Annotated in this window: 25 protein-coding genes and 1 pseudogene; 16 read left to right on the top strand and 10 right to left on the bottom strand. The window is 63.1% G+C overall.

Annotated features, from left to right (window positions below; translation table 11 throughout):
- The 6 genes and pseudogenes from EOB80_RS34960 to EOB80_RS00475 form a co-directional block, all read left to right on the top strand.
- Positions 1–866, top strand: a pseudogene (locus EOB80_RS34960) (DNA primase); the annotation flags it as partial.
- A gap of 423 nt (positions 867–1289) precedes the next feature.
- Complete coding sequence (gene rpoD, locus EOB80_RS00455) at positions 1290–3311, top strand: RNA polymerase sigma factor RpoD (RefSeq protein ID WP_013530149.1); 2022 nt, start codon at positions 1290–1292, stop codon at positions 3309–3311.
- Positions 3312–3492: 181 nt separating this feature from the next.
- The gene (locus EOB80_RS00460; protein WP_027039270.1) at positions 3493–3786 is read left to right on the top strand and encodes a GYD domain-containing protein; all 294 of its coding nucleotides are present in this window, start codon (positions 3493–3495) and stop codon (positions 3784–3786) included.
- 106 nt (positions 3787–3892) lie between these two features.
- Positions 3893–4162 (top strand): DUF333 domain-containing protein, encoded by a 270-nt coding sequence (locus EOB80_RS00465; protein ID WP_127326289.1) that lies wholly within the window; start codon positions 3893–3895, stop codon positions 4160–4162.
- 26 nt (positions 4163–4188) lie between these two features.
- On the top strand, positions 4189–5253 hold the full coding sequence (locus EOB80_RS00470) for a DMT family transporter (protein WP_127326290.1): 1065 nt from the start codon (positions 4189–4191) through the stop codon (positions 5251–5253).
- A complete protein-coding gene (locus tag EOB80_RS00475; protein WP_127326291.1) occupies positions 5254–5622 on the top strand; it encodes a DCC1-like thiol-disulfide oxidoreductase family protein in 369 nt (122 codons plus the stop codon). It begins immediately after the preceding gene.
- Positions 5623–5688: 66 nt separating this feature from the next.
- Here EOB80_RS00475 and EOB80_RS00480 read toward each other — a convergent pair whose 3' ends face one another.
- On the bottom strand, positions 5689–5946 hold the full coding sequence (locus tag EOB80_RS00480; protein WP_127326292.1) for a DUF2798 domain-containing protein: 258 nt from the start codon (positions 5944–5946) through the stop codon (positions 5689–5691).
- A gap of 270 nt (positions 5947–6216) precedes the next feature.
- Between EOB80_RS00480 and EOB80_RS00485 the strand changes: the two genes are divergently transcribed.
- The 3 genes from EOB80_RS00485 (at position 6217) to EOB80_RS34410 (ending at position 7690) form a co-directional block, all read left to right on the top strand.
- Positions 6217–6906, top strand: coding sequence for a PadR family transcriptional regulator (locus tag EOB80_RS00485; RefSeq protein WP_127326293.1), 690 nt, complete (start codon positions 6217–6219; stop codon positions 6904–6906).
- Between the two features lie 112 nt (positions 6907–7018).
- A complete protein-coding gene (locus EOB80_RS00490) occupies positions 7019–7318 on the top strand; it encodes an HlyU family transcriptional regulator (protein WP_127326294.1) in 300 nt (99 codons plus the stop codon).
- A gap of 48 nt (positions 7319–7366) precedes the next feature.
- On the top strand, positions 7367–7690 hold the full coding sequence (locus tag EOB80_RS34410; RefSeq protein WP_164762472.1) for a hypothetical protein: 324 nt from the start codon (positions 7367–7369) through the stop codon (positions 7688–7690).
- A gap of 17 nt (positions 7691–7707) precedes the next feature.
- On the opposite strand, the gene EOB80_RS00500 is transcribed toward EOB80_RS34410, so the two are convergent.
- The 4 genes from EOB80_RS00500 to EOB80_RS00515 form a co-directional block, all read right to left on the bottom strand.
- Entirely contained in the window at positions 7708–8343 is a 636-nt protein-coding gene (locus EOB80_RS00500; RefSeq protein ID WP_127326296.1) for an outer membrane lipoprotein carrier protein LolA, read from the bottom strand.
- Between the two features lie 50 nt (positions 8344–8393).
- The gene (locus EOB80_RS00505; protein ID WP_127268100.1) at positions 8394–8657 is read right to left on the bottom strand and encodes a YMGG-like glycine zipper-containing protein; all 264 of its coding nucleotides are present in this window, start codon (positions 8655–8657) and stop codon (positions 8394–8396) included.
- 296 nt (positions 8658–8953) lie between these two features.
- The gene (locus EOB80_RS00510; protein ID WP_127326297.1) at positions 8954–10156 is read right to left on the bottom strand and encodes an MFS transporter; all 1203 of its coding nucleotides are present in this window, start codon (positions 10154–10156) and stop codon (positions 8954–8956) included.
- A gap of 126 nt (positions 10157–10282) precedes the next feature.
- The gene (locus tag EOB80_RS00515) at positions 10283–10741 is read right to left on the bottom strand and encodes an Lrp/AsnC family transcriptional regulator (RefSeq protein WP_127268102.1); all 459 of its coding nucleotides are present in this window, start codon (positions 10739–10741) and stop codon (positions 10283–10285) included.
- 170 nt (positions 10742–10911) lie between these two features.
- On the opposite strand from EOB80_RS00515, the gene EOB80_RS00520 reads away from it, so the two are divergent.
- Together EOB80_RS00520 and EOB80_RS00525 are read left to right on the top strand one after the other, a co-directional pair.
- A complete protein-coding gene (locus EOB80_RS00520; protein WP_127326298.1) occupies positions 10912–11646 on the top strand; it encodes an AzlC family ABC transporter permease in 735 nt (244 codons plus the stop codon).
- A complete protein-coding gene (locus EOB80_RS00525) occupies positions 11643–11942 on the top strand; it encodes an AzlD family protein (protein WP_127326299.1) in 300 nt (99 codons plus the stop codon). Before EOB80_RS00520 ends, EOB80_RS00525 begins: the two co-directional genes overlap by 4 nt.
- A gap of 20 nt (positions 11943–11962) precedes the next feature.
- Here the strand turns inward: EOB80_RS00525 and EOB80_RS00530 are convergent, their stop codons facing one another.
- From EOB80_RS00530 to EOB80_RS00540, 3 genes are all read right to left on the bottom strand, one after another.
- Positions 11963–12256, bottom strand: a complete 294-nt coding sequence (locus EOB80_RS00530; RefSeq protein ID WP_127268105.1) for a type II toxin-antitoxin system RelE/ParE family toxin — start codon at positions 12254–12256, stop codon at positions 11963–11965.
- Positions 12257–12259: 3 nt separating this feature from the next.
- A complete protein-coding gene (locus EOB80_RS00535; RefSeq protein WP_127256140.1) occupies positions 12260–12499 on the bottom strand; it encodes a CopG family ribbon-helix-helix protein in 240 nt (79 codons plus the stop codon).
- A gap of 169 nt (positions 12500–12668) precedes the next feature.
- Complete coding sequence (locus EOB80_RS00540) at positions 12669–13304, bottom strand: FMN-dependent NADH-azoreductase (RefSeq protein WP_127326300.1); 636 nt, start codon at positions 13302–13304, stop codon at positions 12669–12671.
- A 111-nt stretch (positions 13305–13415) separates the two neighbouring features.
- Here EOB80_RS00540 and EOB80_RS00545 point away from each other — a divergent pair, with 111 nt between their 5' ends.
- The gene (locus EOB80_RS00545; RefSeq protein ID WP_127326301.1) at positions 13416–14366 is read left to right on the top strand and encodes a LysR family transcriptional regulator; all 951 of its coding nucleotides are present in this window, start codon (positions 13416–13418) and stop codon (positions 14364–14366) included.
- On the opposite strand, the gene EOB80_RS00550 is transcribed toward EOB80_RS00545, so the two are convergent.
- Positions 14305–14925 carry a TetR/AcrR family transcriptional regulator gene (locus EOB80_RS00550; RefSeq protein WP_127326302.1) on the bottom strand — a complete coding sequence of 207 codons (621 nt, stop codon included), beginning with the start codon at positions 14923–14925 and terminating at the stop codon, positions 14305–14307. The genes EOB80_RS00545 and EOB80_RS00550 overlap by 62 nt on opposite strands.
- Before the next feature lie 66 nt (positions 14926–14991).
- Here EOB80_RS00550 and EOB80_RS00555 point away from each other — a divergent pair, with 66 nt between their 5' ends.
- Complete coding sequence (locus EOB80_RS00555; protein WP_127326303.1) at positions 14992–15417, top strand: VOC family protein; 426 nt, start codon at positions 14992–14994, stop codon at positions 15415–15417.
- A gap of 130 nt (positions 15418–15547) precedes the next feature.
- Positions 15548–16651 carry a helix-turn-helix transcriptional regulator gene (locus EOB80_RS00560; protein WP_127326304.1) on the top strand — a complete coding sequence of 368 codons (1104 nt, stop codon included), beginning with the start codon at positions 15548–15550 and terminating at the stop codon, positions 16649–16651.
- A 62-nt stretch (positions 16652–16713) separates the two neighbouring features.
- Here EOB80_RS00560 and EOB80_RS00565 read toward each other — a convergent pair whose 3' ends face one another.
- A complete protein-coding gene (locus tag EOB80_RS00565; RefSeq protein ID WP_127326305.1) occupies positions 16714–17661 on the bottom strand; it encodes a trypsin-like peptidase domain-containing protein in 948 nt (315 codons plus the stop codon).
- Positions 17662–17830: 169 nt separating this feature from the next.
- Between EOB80_RS00565 and EOB80_RS00570 the strand changes: the two genes are divergently transcribed.
- Positions 17831–18703, top strand: a complete 873-nt coding sequence (locus EOB80_RS00570; protein ID WP_127326306.1) for a S1C family serine protease — start codon at positions 17831–17833, stop codon at positions 18701–18703.
- An 8-nt stretch (positions 18704–18711) separates the two neighbouring features.
- The gene (locus EOB80_RS00575) at positions 18712–19347 is read left to right on the top strand and encodes a helix-turn-helix transcriptional regulator (protein WP_127326307.1); all 636 of its coding nucleotides are present in this window, start codon (positions 18712–18714) and stop codon (positions 19345–19347) included.
- The last annotated feature ends 108 nt before the right edge of the window (positions 19348–19455 follow it).

Raw genomic sequence — 19455 nt, forward strand, 5'->3', positions numbered from 1 at the left:
GACCGGATGCGTTTCGTCGCGTGCTGGCCGAGGCGCGGCCGCTGGTCGACCTTTTGTGGATGCGTGAGACGGCGGGCGGCGTCTTCGATACGCCGGAGCGGCGGGCCGAACTCGAGAAGACGCTGCGCGAGCTGACCAGCCGCATCCGCGACGAAAGCCTGCGCTACCACTACCAGCAGGAGATGCGCGAGCGTGTGCTGAGCTTCTTCGGCTCGCAGCGCAGTGGGCGTCAAGGTCGGCAGGACTGGAAACAGGGCCAGGGCAAGACGGCCGCGCCCGGCGGGCAGTTCGCCAAAGGCGGTGGCGGCCGCATTGCGATCACCGAAAGCCTCGGCCAGTCGGCTTTGGTCAAACGCGGCGGCGAGGGGATGTCGGTGCGCGAGGCGACGATCATCGTCGCGTTGATCAACCATCCGGCGCTGATCGACGAGAATTTCGCCCATATCGAGTTCCTCGATCTCGCCAACTCCGACCTGAGGCGGCTGCATGCGGCAATCCTCGATGCAATGGCGCATGACATGGCCAATGACCGGCAGGCGGTGATTGCGATGATCGAACGCGCCGGCTGCGCCGAGATCTGGGAGCGGGCCGTCGGGCTGATCCGGCGGATGCGGCAATGGCCGGCGCTGGAGACCGCCGCCCTTGAAGATGCCCGCGATGCTTTCAGCCAGGCGCTGCACTTGCAGCGCAGCGCGCGCACCTTACATAAGGAACTGAAACAGGCGGAAGCGGCGCTCGCCACCGATCCCACAGACGAAAACTACCGGCATCTGATCGAAATTCAGGCGCAATTCCAGGATGTGCAGGCCACGGAAGCGCTGATCGAAGGGTTTGGCGTCTCCTCGGGCAGGGCTGGGCGAGCTTAGTTGGAAGCGAGTGAATTGAGAAAGCGTCGTTGCGCGTCCAAATGGCGCGTAACGGGCTAAGTCGGGTAATTGATTCGCTTTTTTCATGCGAATCATGCGAGAGGCGCTTGACCTTCTGGCAGATTGGCGGAATCAGGACGATTCGAAACGTTAACCCGAACCCGCGTCGACGGGAAATAAGCGATGTGAGGTACTGGTCACTGGACAGGCAGCCCGCCTGCCACAGATATCAGGGTTAATCTGGACTTAATGCATGTCGCCCAAAAGGGGAAACCCGATTTGGGCAACGACATACACCAAACGAAACGAGTTGATGCAGTTACTGGCCCGGTGAAGCGCGTTTCATAAGCGAGCGCATCCGATTTGACTGGTCCGACAGCTTACGCGGCTTTGAAGTTCGGCCGCTAGGAGAAGATAAAGACTATGGCGACAAAGGAAAAGGAAGAGGTCGAAACCGAACGCGAAGGCGCCACCGATGGCCCTCTGCTCGACCTTTCCGATGATGCTGTCAAGAAGATGATCAAGGCCGCCAAGAAGCGCGGCTATGTCACCATGGACGAGCTGAATTCGGTGCTGCCCTCAGAGGAAGTGACCTCCGAGCAGATCGAGGACACGATGGCGATGCTGTCCGACATGGGCATCAACGTGGTCGAGGACGACGAGCAGGGCGAGGAGCCCGAGGCCGCCGACACCGCGGCCGATGCCGAGGAAGACGCCAACGAGTTGGCTGAGCAGACCGGCACCGCGGTCGCCGCCACCACCACCAAGAAAGAACCGACCGATCGCACCGACGATCCGGTGCGCATGTATCTGCGCGAGATGGGCTCGGTCGAGCTGTTGTCGCGCGAGGGCGAAATTGCCATCGCCAAGCGCATCGAGGCCGGCCGCGAGACGATGATCGCGGGTCTGTGCGAAAGCCCGCTGACCTTCCAGGCCATCATCATCTGGCGCGACGAACTCAACGAATCCAAGATCCTGCTGCGTGAGATCATCGATCTCGAAGCCACCTATGCCGGCCCCGAGGCCAAGCAGGCGCCGGTGGTCGAGCGCGTCGAGGAAGCCAAGGTCGAGGACAAGCCGCGCCGTTCGCGCGACGACGAAGACGACATCACCAATGTCGGCGCCGATACGCGTGGGCTGACGGATGACGACGACGAAGACGAGGACGAAGCGAGCCTGTCGCTGGCCGCGATGGAAGCGGAACTCCGCCCGCAGGTGATGGAGACGCTCGACGTTATCGCCGACACCTACAAAAAGCTGCGCAAGCTGCAGGACCAGCAGGTCGAGAACCGTCTGGCCGCCGCCGGCACGCTGTCGCCCAGCCAGGACCGCCGGCTGAAGGAGCTCAAGGACCAGCTGATCAAGGCGGTGAAGTCGCTGTCGCTCAACACAGCGCGCATCGAGGCGCTGGTCGAGCAGCTCTACGACATCAACAAGCGCCTGGTGCAGAACGAAGGCAAGCTGCTCAGGCTGGCCGAAAGCTACGGCGTGCGCCGCGAAGAGTTCCTGAAGGAATATCAGGGTTCCGAGCTCGACCCGAACTGGACGCGCTCGATCGGCAATCTGACATCGCGCGGCTGGAAGGAATTCACCAAGAACGAGAAGGATGCGATCAAGGACCTGCGCGCCGAGATCCAGAACCTCGCCACCGAAACGGCGATCTCGATCCTGGAATTCCGCAAGATCGTCAACCAGGTGCAGAAGGGCGAGCGCGAAGCGGCGATCGCCAAGAAGGAAATGGTCGAGGCCAATCTGCGCCTCGTCATCTCCATCGCCAAGAAGTACACCAATCGCGGCCTGCAGTTCCTCGACCTGATCCAGGAAGGCAATATCGGCCTGATGAAGGCGGTCGACAAATTCGAATACCGCCGTGGTTACAAGTTCTCGACCTACGCTACGTGGTGGATCCGGCAGGCGATCACGCGTTCGATCGCCGATCAGGCGCGCACCATCCGTATTCCGGTGCACATGATCGAGACGATCAACAAGATCGTGCGCACCTCGCGCCAGATGCTGCACGAGATCGGCCGTGAACCGACGCCGGAAGAACTGGCCGAAAAGCTTGCCATGCCGCTCGAAAAGGTGCGCAAGGTCTTGAAGATCGCCAAGGAGCCGATCTCGCTCGAAACGCCGGTCGGCGACGAGGAGGATTCGCATCTGGGCGATTTCATCGAGGACAAGATGGCGATCCTGCCGATCGACGCGGCGATCCAGGCCAATCTGCGCGAGACCACCACGCGCGTGCTGGCCTCGCTGACGCCGCGCGAGGAGCGCGTGCTCAGAATGCGCTTCGGTATCGGCATGAACACCGACCACACGCTGGAAGAAGTCGGCCAGCAGTTCTCGGTCACCCGCGAGCGTATCCGCCAGATCGAAGCCAAGGCGCTGCGCAAGCTCAAGCACCCGAGCAGGTCGCGCAAGCTGCGCAGCTTCCTGGATAGCTGAGACTTACCGATGCAAAGAGTTCAAGGGCGCCGATGGCGCCCTTTTTTGTTGGGGGACGCACTCTTGCGGGCGAGGCCCTTCGGGAGGATAATTTCGGTGTCGGATGCATTTTCTGGGCGACAACCCGGATGCCCGCCCCGGCGAAGCCGCCGTGCTCCGTGGCCCCGGAGGGAGGTGTGCCATGACAAGCTACATCGTGCTGATGAACTGGACGGAGCAAGGTGCCAGGAACGTACGCGAGTCACCGAAGCGGCTCGACGCCGCCAGGAGGCAACTGGGAGACATGGGCGGATCGTTCAAGGCGTTCTACCTGACCATGGGCGAATACGATATGGTGGCTGTGGTCGAAGCGCCCGACGACGCCGTGCTGGCGCGCTTCTCGCTGATGCTGGCGGCAGCGGGCAATGTCAGGACGCGGACGCTGAAGGCCTTTCCCGAATTAGCCTACCGCGAGATCATCACCTCGCTCGGATAAAGGAATCGGCAGGGTTTCTCGAAGTCGCTGGTTGGTGCCGGCCTGGTGGCGCTTTGCCGCAAGACGGGGCGCTTCGCCGTGATAGAATGCGGCCGGGGAGATCGCGATGAAGAAGGTTTCGATATTGGTCGCGAGCTTTGCCGCTTTGTCGTCGCTGCCGTTTTCCGCCGGCGCCAGTGCGCAAAAACCGGTCGGCATGGCCAATCCGGCATCCGTCCATTGTGGCGATATCGGCGGGCGCCTGGTGATCAGGAAGGACAAGGCCGGTAATGAATATGGATTCTGCGGCTTGCCCAATGGGCGCCTTTGCGAGGAGTGGGCGCTGTTTCGCGACAACAAGTGCGTCGGGCCGAAGGTGGCCATGCGCCGCAAGTGACACACCTGCCATCATAGGGTGAGATCATGTCCGAACCGCATTCCCATTCGCATCTGTGGCCCGGCGTGCCACTCGCGCTTGGCTCGGCCGTCCTGTTCGGGGCGACGCCACCGCTCAGCAAGCTGCTGCTCAATGGCGTCAATCCCTTCATGCTGGCCGGGCTGCTCTATCTCGGTGCCGGTCTTGGGCTGGCTCTGTACCGCCTGCTTCGGGGCAGGCAGGCCGCGGCCGGGGAGGCGCAACTGACCGCTGGGGATATTCCCTGGCTGGCGCTGGCGATCGGCATGGGCGGCGTTATCGCGCCGGTGCTGCTGATGTTCGGCTTGACCCTCAACACGGCTTCCAGTTCGGCGCTGCTGCTCAACCTGGAAGGGCTGGCGACGATGGCGATCGCCTGGCTCGTCTATCGCGAGAATGTCGACCGGCGCCTGCTTTTTGGCGCCTTCGCCATTCTGGCGGGTGCCATTCTTCTGTCGTGGCAAGGTGAGGGCGTCGCCTTCAACCGTGGCGCCCTGATGGTGGCGGGGGCTTGTCTGGCCTGGGGGATCGACAACAATTTCACGCGCAGGATCTCCGCCACCGACCCGGTGGTGATCGCCATGCTCAAAGGGCTGGTGGCGGGTGTCGTCAATGTCGGGCTGGCGCTTGCCGGCGGGGCCTTGTTTCCCCCGACGTCGGTCATTGCAGCGACCGCGGCAGTCGGTTTCTTCGGCATCGGGGTCAGCCTGGTGATGTTCATCGTGGCGCTGCGTCATCTGGGCACCGCCCGGACAGGGGCCTATTACTCGCTCGCTCCCTTCATCGGCGCGTTGCTGGCAATCGCCATCCTGGGTGACGCCGTCACGCTCAAGCTTGCGGCCGCCGGAGTTCTGATGGGCGTTGGCCTATGGCTGCATTTGTCGGAACGCCATGAGCATGAGCACGACCATGAGGAACTGGAACACGAGCACAGCCATGTGCATGACGAGCACCACCAGCACCATCATGACGGGCCGGTGAGCGAGCCGCATTCGCACTGGCACCGGCATGCCCCGATGCGCCACCGGCATCCGCATTATCCCGACCTGCACCACAGGCATGGCCACGGATAGATGCTGACCGTCTGGTACAACACGCGCTGCCCGGTCTGCGATGCCGGTATCAGCAGGCAGAAGCGGCGGCTGATCGAGGCGGTCAAGGCCGGGCGGATCGAGTTCCGAGACATCAATCTTGAACCGGCAGCGCTTGCCGGACATGGCGCGTCGCTTGAGGACATCCGCCGCCGGCTTCACGCCACCGATGCGGCGGGCAGGCTGCTGGTCGGCGCCGACGTTGCCATCGCCGTGTGGAAGGTCACGCCGGGCGAAGGCTGGCTGGCGATGGTGTTCGGCAATCCGGTTGCCTTGCCGGTGACACGCTTTGCCTACGACCGCTTCGCCGATCTTCTCTATGCCTGGAACCGCCGCAAGGGTCGCTGGTAGCGGTTCGTCATTGATGACCGCAGGGCAAAAGGTCCGGAGGACATCTCCGGACCTTTTTCGTGCGCGCTATCGGCTGGCCGGCTTGCACAGCGCGCCGACGATGCGGCGCACTATCGGCAGCACCAGCAGCAGCGTCGGAAACGCCACCAACCACGACAGACCCCAGGCGGTCAGCCAGATGGACGGCAGCTCGGGGTGGAAGCCAAGGCTTTTCAACGTCGAGATGAACGAGACGATGAAGGTCATCAACAGCGACAGCACCAACGGGCTGAGAATAGCGGCATAGCGCGCAGGCAGCTTCGTGCGCCGATATCTTGCAGTCATTTCGGGTGTTTCCCTGAAAGTGTCCGGTCCGTCGCATTGGCATCCATTCGCCGGTGGCCGGCAAAATTGCCCGGAAGACCGGGTTGGATGCGTTGCTTGACGTCAGACGCTTACGGAGCAGCCGAGGCGCTCGCCGGCCTTCTAGCGGCACGTTCCAGTGAAAGCAAGCCTCTGGCGCCGCATTCAGATACATCGTAAGATATATCTTGACTCCATCGATTGACCTGCCTAATTAAGATATATCGTAAGATACAACTCAAGGAGCAATCAATGCACAAACATTTTGGGAACAATCATTTCGGCGAACGCATGTTCATGCACATGGCCGGCAAATTTGGTGGCAGAGGGGGCGGCGGTTTTGGCCCGTTCGGGCAGGGCGGTCGCGGTGGCGGGCGCGGCGGCCCGGGCGACATGTTCCGCGCCGGGCGCATGCTGGCCGACGGCGACCTCAAGCTGATCACGCTGTCGCTGCTGGCCGAGGCGCCGCGCCACGGCTACGACATCATCAAGGCCCTGGAAGAGCGCACCAGCGGCATCTACAGCCCGAGCCCGGGCGTGGTCTACCCGACGCTGACCTTCCTGGAAGAGGCCGGCTATGCCGCCTCCGCCGCCGACGGCAACAAGAAGGTGTTTTCGATCACCGAAGCTGGTCAGGCGCATCTCGCCGACAACCGCGAGATGATCGATGGCGTGCTCGACCATCTCGAGCGCTTCGGCCGCAAAATGGCCAAGGCGCGCGACTGGTTCGGCTGGAACGACGAGAGTGAAGAGGGCGGGCGTCGTGGCGGCCGGGGTAGCCGCGGGGATCGTTCGGAAGCGCGCGACGAATTCCGCGCAGTCCGCCACCGACTGCGCGCGGCTCTGGGTGACTTCGTCGACGCCCCGGCCGACAAGCAGGCCGAGGCGATCGCCATCCTCGAAGGCGCCGCCGAGGCGCTGGAAGCGCTGTCGCACAAGTAAGCTTGTCCAGCCGACCGGACGCAGCCCTTGCCCGCTGGGCCAAGGACCGATAGTGAAATTCATCCCGCGTCACTCTACATGGTGCGGGATGAATGCTGTTGGAGGAAGCCCGATGTCTTTTCTGAAGCGTCTTTTCGGCGGTGGTGGCGGCGGGACCCAGGCGGCTGAGCCGACGAGTGCAGCGCCAGCCAAGCAGGTCGAGCACAAGGGCTTCCTGATCAGCGCCACGCCCTACAAGGCGGATGGCCAGTACCAGACGTGCGGCGTCGTCTCCAAGGAGATCGACGGTGTGGTGAAGGAACACAAATTCATCCGCGCAGACCGTTTCGCCGGGCTCGACGATGCCGTCGACATCTCGATCAAAAAGGGCATCCAACTGGTCGACGAGCAGGGCGACCGGATTTTTGGGTAGATCCCCGCCAGCAGGGCACTGCCTAACCATGCCGGCCTTTGCACCACGATGGGCCTCTCGGTCCGGATTGACCTGACCGCCGGCGAATCAACTCGTCCTGGCGGGATCGATCGTCATCAGGCGGGTCCTGGCCTCGATCAGATGCCTTCTCGCGGCCCTTATCCGGCCGCACAATGCCAGATTAAGAGCGACGCCGCCTTCCTCGTCGAGCAAGTCATTCGCGCGCTTCAGAGAGTGCTCAGCTCTCCTTATGCGCAGTCTGGCGTTGGCCGCTTCGATGCTGTGAATTTCAATCATTGTGCCGCGTCCTTTGCGGTTCCGGTCCCTTCACGGATTAAACCGCCGCTGATCATATTGGTTCCGGTGCTGTGACCATTCTGCGGCCGCCCCTATTTCGTTGTGGTGTTGAATTCACGGTTCGCCGCATAATCGATGACGAAAGTGCCCTCGGGAGCGCGAACGCCCTGCTTCACATTTGATATAGTCACCGTTGTGGTAAGTCCCTTCTCGTCGGTGAGGCTCCATCTGCGCAGATCGAGCGATTTTCTGTCGAACACTATGGAGATGTTCGAGTTGCCGAAAGCCGATCTGTCGGCCAGCTTGACGGTAACTTGGGCGCCGTCGTCTCTGATGCTCTTGAGGCGACTGCCGGAGAGGTCGACCTTGTTGTCGAGCAACAGCTTGAGCGGCGTCTTCGAGAGAGCATAGAGCCGCGATGTCTTCAGTTTCCTGTTGGAAACCACCAGGGATTTACCATCCGCAATCACGCTGATCCCAGATTGGCCTGCATAGTTGAACCGGATCTTGCCCGGGCGTTGGAGAAAAAACCTGCCATGTTTTCTTTCCGCTTTCGGGCCTGACTGAACGAAATCCCCTGACATGGATTTCACCGATGAGAAGTGATCGGCAATGGTCTTCGCATCAACCGGCGCGGCCGAAATCGCAATCGTGGACGCGATATTCACCGCGGCAGCGCCGACAGCGGCAAACAAGAAACCCGGCAGCTTTTTGATCCGATAGGCCATTCGACTACTCCTGGCAGACGCGTGATCGAAGGAGATCACGCGTCTTGAGATCAGTAACCGTCCGGGCACCGTGCAACGTAAACCCGGCCGTACCGATCGCGATATCTGCACTGGCCGGCTTCGCTGGCGTGGCCGATGACGGCCCCTGCTATCGCTCCGACCGCACCGCCAACAACCGCCCCTTCCACAGGGTCTCCGGCCACCGCGGCGCCTACGGCCGCGCCTCCCAAGCCGCCGACGGCGGCGCCTTGTTCGGTACGGGAGCACGCCGAGAGCGGGATGAGCAGGCTCAAAATGAGCAGCGTCTTTTTCATCGTTTCTCTCCTGAGGCTACTATTAGCCAAAGCTTAAATGCTTAAGAGAGCTTTTCGATCCATCGACCGTTGCCTGCCATTCAAGCCTGGCCGTGGCGGAGCCGCGCGCCTTCGGCTCAAAATCGTACCCTCACTGGTGGACGGGTGCGCGAAGTCGTCGCTTGGTGCAAACGTGGCCGTGGACTTCCGCACTCGCACAAGGGGGAACGGATGAAACAGGGGACAGGATCCGCGGCGGACCGAACGGGCCAGGCTGATTGCGCGCCTGGCCAGCAAGGTTTGGAAGTCGACCCGGACTAAGCCGGCTGCAGTTCCCTGCGTGGCAGTGGCGGGAACGCGATGGCGATGCCGACCGCGCCGAGCCCGATAAGAGCAGAGCCGATGAACAGCCAGGAATAGTTGGCGTAGGCATCGAACACCATGCCGCCGGCAAGCGGTCCCAGCGCCATGCCGAGGCTGGACAGCATGGTGGCGGCGCCGAACACGGTGCCGAGGATGCGCTGGCCGAAATATTCGCGCGCCAGCACCGCATAGAGCGGCATGACGCCGCCATAGGTGGCACCGAAGATAACGGCCAGCATGTAGAACTGCTCAAGCTGGCTGATCGACAGATAGGCGGCAATGACGATCGCCTGGATCGCCAGGCCCGCGATCAGCACCGGCTTGACGCCCAGCCGGTCGGCCAGTACGCCGTAGAAGAGCCGGCCGCCAAGGCCTGCCAGGCCTTCGACACTGTAGATCGAGACCGCTGCCATGGGGGCGACGCCGCACAGCATGGCATAGCTGACCATATGGAAGATCGGTCCGGAATGCGCCGCGCAGCAGGCAAAGAAGGTCAGCCCGAGCACGATGAATTGCGGCGAGCGCAGCGCCTGGCCGACTGTCAGGCCGGCACCTTCGGCAACCGGCGCGGAGCCGGTGTCGACCAAGACGGGCTTCGGCGGCTGGCGCACCAGCAGCACCGCCGGCAACAGCAGCACCCAGGCGGCAATGCCGATGTCGAACATGGCGGTGCGCCAGTCATAGGCGGAGATCAACCAGCGGGCGAAGGGCGAGATCGTCATCGGCGCCACGCCCATGCCGGCCGAGACCAGTGAGACGGCAAGGCTGCGGTTGGTGTCGAACCAGCCTGTGGTCAGCGCGATCATCGGCGCAAAAAAGGCGCTTGCCGCGAGACCGACCAGCACGCCATAGGTGATCTGGAAACTCAGCAGCGAACCGGCGCGGCTGGCCAGCACCAGCGCCAACCCGAGCAGCACCGCGCCGATCATCACGACGATGCGGGCGCCAAAACGGTCCGATATCGCGCCCCAGGCGAAGCCACCAAGGCCCATCACCAGGAAGTTGAGCGTCATGGCGCTGGAAATGCCGGCGCGCGACCAGTTGGTGTCGATCGCCATCGGCTCCAGGAATATCGCCAGCGAAAACATCGTCCCGATGGCGACGCAGGACATCAGCGCGCCAGCGGCGACGATGACCCAACGATAGGAAAGGCTCATTCAAATCTCCCATGCCTAAAGGCAGCGCTGCGCGCTGCTTGCACCCGAAGGACGCCGGCACCGGGTTCGATCCTACAATCCGGTTGCATTTTTTATCCAGTTTGACGTGACGCCGTTTTCGGCAGCTCAGATCGGCAGTTCCGACGTGTATTTGATCGTCTGGCTGGGGACGTCGGTTTTGACGTTCTGCACGCCCTTGATGCGGCTCAGATGCTCCGACTGGAAGCGGCGGTAATCGTCGATGCCGGCCGCCACCACGCGCACCATGGCGTCGCAATCGCCGAGCATCAAATAGCACTCCATCACCTGCGGCAGCTTGGCGACTTCGGTGGCGAAATGCTCGATCGTGTCCTCATCCTGCGTTTTCAGCCAGATGCGGGTGAAGAAGGTGAGGCCCTTGCCGATGCTGCCGGGGTTCAGCACTGCGACGTAGCGATCGATGATGCCGGCTTCCTCCAGCAGCTTCACGCGCCGCAGGCAAGGCGAGGGCGACAGGCCGACCTCTTTGGCCAGATCGTTGTTGGCCATGCGGCCGTCGCGCTGCAGCGCCCGCAGGATCCGCTTGTCGATCTCATCCAGCTTCATGGCTCTAGATTCCATCTATTTTGAAATTAATGGCACTCAATGCCGAACCTAGTTGAAGTACAACAATATTCGCAACCATATTGCGGAGAATTGTGGGTATGTTTGCCGCCAGTATCATGAGAGTTCAAACGCAGGGCAGCGGCGGCCGCGAGGCGCGCCAGTGGAGACACATGAGCATTTCACAGGCAGTCGAGGCGGCGGGCAATGGTTCGCGATCCGAATTCCGCCGTGGCGTGGCGTCCTGCGCGCCGGTGCTGTTCGGCACCATACCCTATGCGCTGGTGCTCGGCGCCCGGGCCACGCAAAAAGGGCTGAGCACGGTCGAACTGTCCGCGATGACAGGGCTGAATTTCGCCGGCGGTTCGGAATTCGCGGCGATCCAATTGTGGACGTCGCCGCCGCACATCGTGCTCATCGTCGCCATCACCTTCCTGGTCAACAGCCGTCATTTGCTGATGGGTGCGGCACTGGCGCCGTTCCTGCGCCACCTGCCGCGGCGCAAGGTGTTTCCGGCGCTTTTCTTTATGTGCGACGAGAGCTGGGCGCTGGGCCTGGCCGATGCCAGACAGCGCACTGCTGCCGGCATCATGCCGGCCTTCAGCCCGCGCTACTATATGGGCGCGGCGCTGGCGATGTATCTCACCTGGGTGGTCTTCACCACGCTGGGTGCCTTGCTCGGTCCGATGCTCGGCGACGTCGGGGCCTATGGTTTCGACATGGCGTTCCCGGCTGTCTTCCTGGTGCTGATGCGCGGCATGTGGACGGGGATGGCGGCGGCGCGACCCTGGCTGGTCAGCCTGGTCGTGGCGGCACTGGTCTATCTCTTCGTTCCCGGCGCCTGGTATGTCGCCGCGGGCGCCATGTCGGGTCTGGTCGCGGCCTGGCTGATGGCGAGTGATGCATGATCGATGCAACGACCTTTTTCACCATCGTGCTGATGGCCGGCGTCACTTATCTCACGCGCATCGGCGGCTATGTCGTGCTGCGCAACCGTACGCTCAGCGGGCGTGCCACGGCTGTGATGGAAGCTGCGCCCGGTTGCGTGCTGATTGCGGTCATCGCACCGGCCTTCGTGTCGAAGTCCCCGGCGGATATTCTGGCGCTGGCTGTTACGCTGGTGGCCGCCACGCGGCTTTCCATGCTGCCGACTGTGCTGATCGGAGTCGCTTCGGCGGGGTTGCTCAGGCATTTCATCGGCTAGAAAGGCAGCGGCCAGTTGGCTCAGAGGCTCTTTGGCCACTGTTGGGCGGCATGTATGACGGTAAGTATTTCGACGGCATCTTCGCTTACGCGATAGGGGACGATATATGGGATATCGGCCAAAACGAGTTCTCGCGTCGCCTTGATGCGTCCAACGCGACCCATAGCCGGCTGTTCGGTAAGCAACTCCGCTGCGGACAAGATGCGCCCAATGACACGGGCGGCAGCTTCGGGACTGTCTTTCTCGATATGCGCGCCGATTTCGCCAAGCCGACGCAAAGCCCGCTTGGTCCAACGGATTGTCTTGCGGCTCATGGATCAGCCGGCGGGCTTGACGTATTTCCCGATCACGGCGGCCAACTCTTGTTCGCTGGCGAACTCACCGCGCTCGGCCTCGGCCAATCCGGCCTCTATCTCAGCGAGTTGCCACTCTTGACGAGCTACAAAGTCTTCGATGGCCTTGGCGGCCACATAAGAGCGCGAGCGATCGAGCTTTTCGGCAAGTTGGTCGAGCCTGTTTGTCGTGTCGTCGGGGAGGCGTACGGTGAAAGCCGTCATGGTTTCGATCCACTTGGTTCATTGTGATTGTGAGTGAACCAAGGTGGATCGTCAAGTCACACCCAAAGGACTCTGGTCGCTTCGCGCTGTTTACTGTCAGGAAAACAAGCGGGGAGCGCATCGAAAAGGGCGGGCGCCAAGCGCCTGCCCTCCAATTTAAGTCTTTTCCCTATGCGGCAGCCGCGACACCCTGGCTGGCTGCCACCACGGCATCGACCTTGGCGGTCGCCTTGGCGAGCGCTGCGGTCAACGCGTCAGGACCCATGCCGACGCCTTCGATACGGATGACATCGACATCGGTCATGCCGAGGAAGCCGAGCACGCCGCGCAGGTAGGGAATGGCGTGATCGAACTGCACGGCCGCACCTTCGGAATAGATGCCGCCCGAAGCCAGCACGATATAGACCTTCTTGCCGGTGACGAGACCCTTGGGGCCGTTCTCGCCATAGGAAAAGCTCTTGCCGGAACGAGAGATATGATCGACCCAGGACTTCAGCGTTGAGGAGATGTTGAAGTTGATGAAGCCTGTGGCCAGGATCACGGTGTCGGCGGCAAACAGCTCGTCGAGCACGACATCGGAGACGCCGACGACCTCAGCCTGGCGCGCAGTGCGCGCTTCCGCCGGCACGTAGATGCCGCTCGCGTAGTCGGCGTCGATATGAGGGAGTGGATTGGCGACGAGGTCGCGCACGACGAGCGTGTTCGACGGATCGGCGGCGACGAGCTTTTCAGCGAATTCGGTAGCGATGCGGGTCGAATGGGAGGCGGCGCCGCGCGGGCTCGAAGTGATGAGAAGAATGGACATTTTGGGCTCTCCAGCGGTTGGAATGATTTGTCCCGCCAGATATGGGGCTTTCGACCCATTCAATAAACTGGTATATTTTCTATACGATCCATCTATAAGTTAGATATCACGATGCAGCCCAATCCGACGCTCGATCAACTTCAGATCTTTGTGACAGTCGCCGAAGCCGGCAGCTTCTCGGCCGCCGGCCGCAGGCTCAATCGGGCACAGTCCGTCATCAGCTACGGCATCGCCAATCTCGAGGCGCAGCTGGGGCTGAAACTGTTCGAGCGCGAGGGTACCCGCGAGCCGCAACTGACCGAGATCGGCCGGGCGATGCTGGAGGATGCGCGGCGCATGATCGGTGTGCTGCAGCGCATCCGCTCGCGCGTCGACGGCCATCATCAAGGGCTCGAGGCTGAAGTCGCGCTGTCGGTCGACGCAGCGTTGCCGTCGCCGGTGCTGGTGCGGGTGCTGAAGGCGTTCGAGGCGCAATTTCCGACCGTGATGCTGCGCCTGCATATCGGTACGCTCGGCCTGATCCCCGATCATGTCGTCAGCGGGCAGGCCGACCTTGGCATTGGTGGCCTGCTGGGCGATGTCGATGTGCATCTCGTGCGCATCGGCTTCATGTCGATCGTGCTGGCTGCCGCGCCCAGCCATCCGCTGGCCCTGCTGCCGAAGCCGGTGGCGATCGAGGATGCGCGCGAACACACGCAGCTTGTCGTCACCGACCAGTCGGAGCGCACCAAGGGGCGCGACTTCGGCGTCTTCGCCTACCGCACCTGGCGGCTGACGGATGTGCGCACCAAGCATATGCTGATGCGCGAGGGGCTGGGCTGGGGCGGGCTGCCGCGCTGGCTGATAGCAGACGACCTGGCGAGTGGCCGGCTGGTCGAAATTGACCTCGAATCCTTCAGGGAGGTGAGTTCGCCGCTGTTTGCCATGCACCGCAACGATCGCAGCCCGAAGCCCGCGGCGGCCTGGCTGATCGACCAGTTCAAGCGCCAGCTCGGCTGCTTCAACGAGTTCGAACCGGGCGAGGTGCCTGAGGAAGAGACAGGCCATCGATCAGTGCCATGAGCACGGCGCGGTAGTCCTGAACTGACGCACCGGCCTCAATGGCCAAGGCGGCACGATCGAAGGCGGAGCCGAGCAGTGCGGTCAGCGCGTCGGCCGGCAATCTCGTCATCGTCTGCGCCCGCATCGCCGCGACCAGCCCTTCGCGCAGCGAACGGTTGCCGTGGCGGTTGTCGATCGCGTCCATGGCAGCGCGGCCAAGCACGGCCGGGCCGTCGAGCAGCAGCAGCCGCGTGCGGCCGGGCGCGCGCATGGCGGCGAGGTAGGCGTCGGAACCGGCAATGAGTGCGTCGCGGGCATTGAGCGATGGCGGCGAAGCGCGCTCGATCTCCTCAGCCACCGCCATCGCCTCCTGCTCGACCACGGCGGCAAACAGCGCCTGCTTGTCGGCGAAGTGATGATAGAGCGCGCCGCGCGTGACGCCGGCGGCAGCGACGATCTCCGGCGTGCCGGTCTCGGCATAGGATTTTTCGGTGAACAGCTTTCGTGCCGCGGCAATCAGGTCGGCGCGCGTCGCCTCGGTACGGTCACGGTTGGAACGGCGCGCGGAATGATATTGCATACATGCAGCCTGTATGTTAATTGAAGTTACATGCAGACTGTATGTTAATTGATGGGAGAAGGAAAGATGAAGACGACGAGCTATTACCCGGTGCTGATGACCGGCGACGTCGCCGGCACGGCGGCGTTCTATGTCGAGCATTTTCGCTTCCAGCCGCTATTCGAAAGCGACTGGTATGTGCATCTGCAATCGGTGGAGGACAGAAGAGTCAATCTCGGCATCGTCCAGGGCGATCATGAGACGATCCCGGAAGAGGGGCGGGGCCGCGCGTCGGGCCTGCTGATCAACTTCGAGGTGAGGGACCCGGATGCGGTCTATGAACGGATCGTCGCGGCCGGGCTGCCGATCCTGCGCTCTCTACGCGACGAACCCTTCGGCCAGCGCCATTTCATCACGCGGGATCCCAATGGCGTGCTGGTCGACGTCATCAAGCCGATTCCGCCCAGCGAGGCGTTTCTGGCGCAGTACGCGGAGGGGGCTGTGGGCACCTGAACGATGTTTTCGTGTTGGCTGTTTCCTACGCAATTTATGATCATCCGGTAATGCCAAGCCGAGAAAGGTTTGATTTCTGAGCAGATGTGCGATGCAATCATGCGAGTGCAGGTGGCGAGCGGACCATTGAATGACCGAAGATCTTGTCGATCGAATTTATGAAGCGGCGTTCGTCCCCGATTTATGGCCAGACGTCTTCGACAGGTTGAGCGAACTGTCGAACTCGGCCGGAGGCGGTATGGGTTTATTCGATGATCGGCTGGACCCGATGCTCATCGCGTCGGACCTGGTCCGGCCGATACTGGAGGGCATCTCTGCGGAAGGCGGGTTCAAGAGCAGCAGTGTCTCCCAACTCCTGCTGACGCTGCCCCCACCCTCGGAATTCGTCTACGACGCGGATTACTTCCCCAAGGAGGCGCTCGAGAACAATCGGACGCGGCTCGACCGGACGCTGCCATTGGGAATCGGTGGCGAAGTCGGTACGTTCATATCCCTGCCTACAGGCGAAGTTCTGTTGTTTACGATGGAGCGTTGGCTGACCAATGATCGGCCATCCCGAGACGAATTGGACCAGCTCAACCGCATGAGGCCACATTTGGCGCGCGCCGGCCTGATTGGTGCGCGCCTGCGGCTGGAACGAGCGCGCGCTACGACTACGGCGCTTGCGGCGATCGGCCTGCCGGCCGCGGTGATGACGAGCAGGGGACGCGTTCTGGCGACCAATCAACTGCTTGACGCTCTGCCCCTTGTGTTCGTGCCGACGGCCCGTGATGGGCTCGCCCTTGCCGATGCCAAGGCAAACAAGTTGTTTCAGCAGGCGATTGCAAGCGGGACTGGTGACGCTGCGGCGGGTCGCTCCGTGCCCATAGCGCCAAGCGAGAATAGCGAGGCCATGATCGTTCACCTCATCCCTCTTCGCCGTCTGGCGCACGAACTTCTCTCAGGCGCCGACATACTGATCGCAGCCACGGCTCTCAACCCGACGAATCTGGTGCCTTCGCCGACCATCCTGACGGGCCTTTTCGACCTCTCGCCGGCCGAGGCGCGATTGGCAGCGGCATTGGCATCGGGGGATAGCCTTGGTGTGGCGGCGACAAGCGCCAACATCACCTATCGCACGGCCAGCACGTATCTTGGTCGTATCTTCGACAAGACAGGCACGCATCATCAGGCGCAACTCGTAGCTCTCCTGAAGGGAGCCTATGTCCCCGTTGCTCCCTCGAAGGGGGAGTGAGCAACGGCGGCCTTAAAGTCTTCGTTGTCCCAGAACCGCGGCACACTTCTGGGCGACATGCACTAGCTTCGCGCCACCGGCGTCACCGTCACCTGGCTGACGCCGGTGCGGCGCACCACGGTGCATTGTGTCTCGCGGCCGATGCGCTCGGCGTCGAGCACGCGCACCAGGTCGTCGACGCCGCTGACCGGGCGGCCGTCTATTGCGGCGATGATGTCGCCCTCCTTCAAGCCGGCCTTGGCCGCCGGGCCATCCTTCTCGACGCTGCGCAGCCGCACCGCTGTATTCGTCGACACTTGCGACAGGAGCGCGGCGCGTCGCGGCAGATTGACGGTGTCGGCCGAGACGCCGATGAAGGCGCGGCGCACGCGTCCGAAGCGGATGATCTCCGAAATGACGAAATTGGCGGTGTTGGAGGCGACCGCGAAGGCGATGCCTTGCGCGCCATGGATCATGGCGGTGTTGACGCCGATGACCTCGCCGGCCGACGACACCAGCGGTCCGCCGGAATTGCCGGGATTGAGCGCTGCGTCGGTCTGGATAACGTCGTCGATCAGCCGGCCGGTGGAGGCGCGCATCGAGCGGCCGAGCGCGGAGACGACGCCGGAGGTGACGGTCCATTCGAAACCGAGCGGGTTGCCGATTGCAATGGCGATCTGGCCGCGCCGCAGCCGCTTGGAATCGCCCAGCGGTGCGACGTCGGCAAAGCTGCCGTCGGCGCGCACCAGCGCGATGTCGGTGTCGGGATCGCGGCCAAGAACACGACCCTCTCTCGAGGCGCCGTCCGGCATCGAGACGCGCACTGTCCTGGCATCGCCGACGACATGGAAGTTGGTGACCACCAGCCCGTCCGGCGCAATGACGAAGCCGGAGCCATGGCCGCCCTGACCGCCAACGCGCTCGATGCGGCAGACGGCCGGACCAATGCGGTCGACAGCGTCGGCAACCGTCGTCGAATAGGCGTCGAGCAGCGTATCATCGGTTTGGAATTTGGCGGCGGCGAGGGCCATGGGAGGGCTCCGTGTGTTCAGGCTTGATCGTGACTATATGTGCGGAGCGGCTGGAACCGCAGCGACCTGACCAGATGGCCAGTCAAACCGGCAACTAGCCGTCAGGCGAGTACCCGCGGACGCGCTGTCGAGCGATATCTGGGGCATGGATGAACCCAGGAGACCATTAATGAGCGATTTCAATCTGAGCGCGTTTTCGCAAGCCGTCGCCGATCTCGCCGCCAAGGCCGCGCCGGCAACGGCTGGCTTCGCCACGCATCATCACCGCACGGCAAGCGCCTTCCACTGGCGTGACGGCTATTTCGTCACCGCTGAAGAGGCTGTCGAGGCCGGCGAGGAGATCGATCTGGTGTTGGCCTCGGGGGAAACGGTGAAGGCCGAGCTGGTTGGCCGCGACCCTTCGACCGGTGTTGCCCTGCTGAAGCCGGCGGAGGCCGTCAGCGCCGCGCCGCTGGCCAAGGCCGATGCGGTGCGGCCGGGCAACATCGCCATAGCCATCGGCAGCAGCGACGGTTCGGCTTTGGCTGTTTCGGGCTCGGTGGGCGAAGTCGGCCCGGCCTGGCGCTCGATGCGCGGCGGCACCATCGACCGGCGCATCAATCTTGCCGTCGGCGCCGGCGGCCGTTTCGAGGGCGGCCCGGTTCTCGACGCCAAGGGTGCGCTGATCGGCATGCTGTTGTTTGGACCGCGCCACCGGGCGCTGGTCATGCCTTACGAGACGATCGAGCGGGCGGTCGCGACCTTGCGCGAAAAGGGCCATGTCGCGCGCGGCTATCTCGGCGCCGGCTTGCATCCGGTACGCGACCGCGACGCGCACGGCGCGATGGTGATGAGTCTCGATGACGATGGTCCCGCGAAGGCCGCCGGTCTCTCTCTTGGCGATATCATCGTGGCGTGGAACGGTGAGGCGGTGCACGGCCCGCGGGACCTGATCCGCAGGCTCGGACCCGACAGTGCCGGCGCTTCGGTGACGCTCGGTGTCGTGCGCGGCGGCGAACAGCGCGATGTCGTGCTGACAATCGGCGAAAAGCCGCTGAGCTGAGGGCATCCATGGACACGCTCACCAGCGACAGGATCATGCATGACGGTGCCGTCTCGCGGCGGCTGGTGGTGCTGATTGCGCTTGGCGATGCGTCACGCGCCGAGCGCCTGGCGGCCTCGCTGGCCGCGAGCGATGACCTGCTGCCGGTCGTGGCCGGCGGTGGAAGAGCCGACGTCGCCATCGTTGACGACAGCATTGGTGATGGCGTGCCGGCCCTCATTCCACGGGTGCTGCTGACCGGACGCGCTGGCGGCGAGCGGCCCGCCGGTGAGGTGCTGGCCGTGATGTCCGCTGGCGCGGAGGATTTGTTGATCGCCGCGGCGGCGCGGCTGGCCGCGGCCGGCTATCGCGTCTCGGGCGAGCGCGGAAGCGGACGCCATGAGGATTTCCGTGCCGGCGATGGCGAGCCGTTCGAGGAGGAGGCCTCCGACGAGCATGCCGCCCGCCCAACGCTGTCGCCGCGCGAGGCGGAAGTGTTGGCGCTGCTGGCCGAGGGCGCTCCAAACAAGGTGATTGCGCGGCGGCTGAACATTTCGGTGCACACCGCGAAGTTCCATGTCGCCGCAATCCTGATCAAGCTCGGTGCGGCCAACCGCACCGATGCGATTGCCATTGCGATGCGCCAAGGGTTGGTGCTGGTTTAGTCATAAACCCTACGCTGCGTAACGCGGTGTCCAGCGTGTCGGGTCTTGCGCTGCGGTCGCCCGCCGCGCAAAGGTTTGCGCCTGTTGTGTTGCAAGGGAGGCGCAAGG

Source organism: Mesorhizobium sp. M7A.F.Ca.MR.245.00.0.0 (genome assembly GCF_003997415.1).
In the GTDB taxonomy this organism is placed as follows: domain Bacteria; phylum Pseudomonadota; class Alphaproteobacteria; order Rhizobiales; family Rhizobiaceae; genus Mesorhizobium.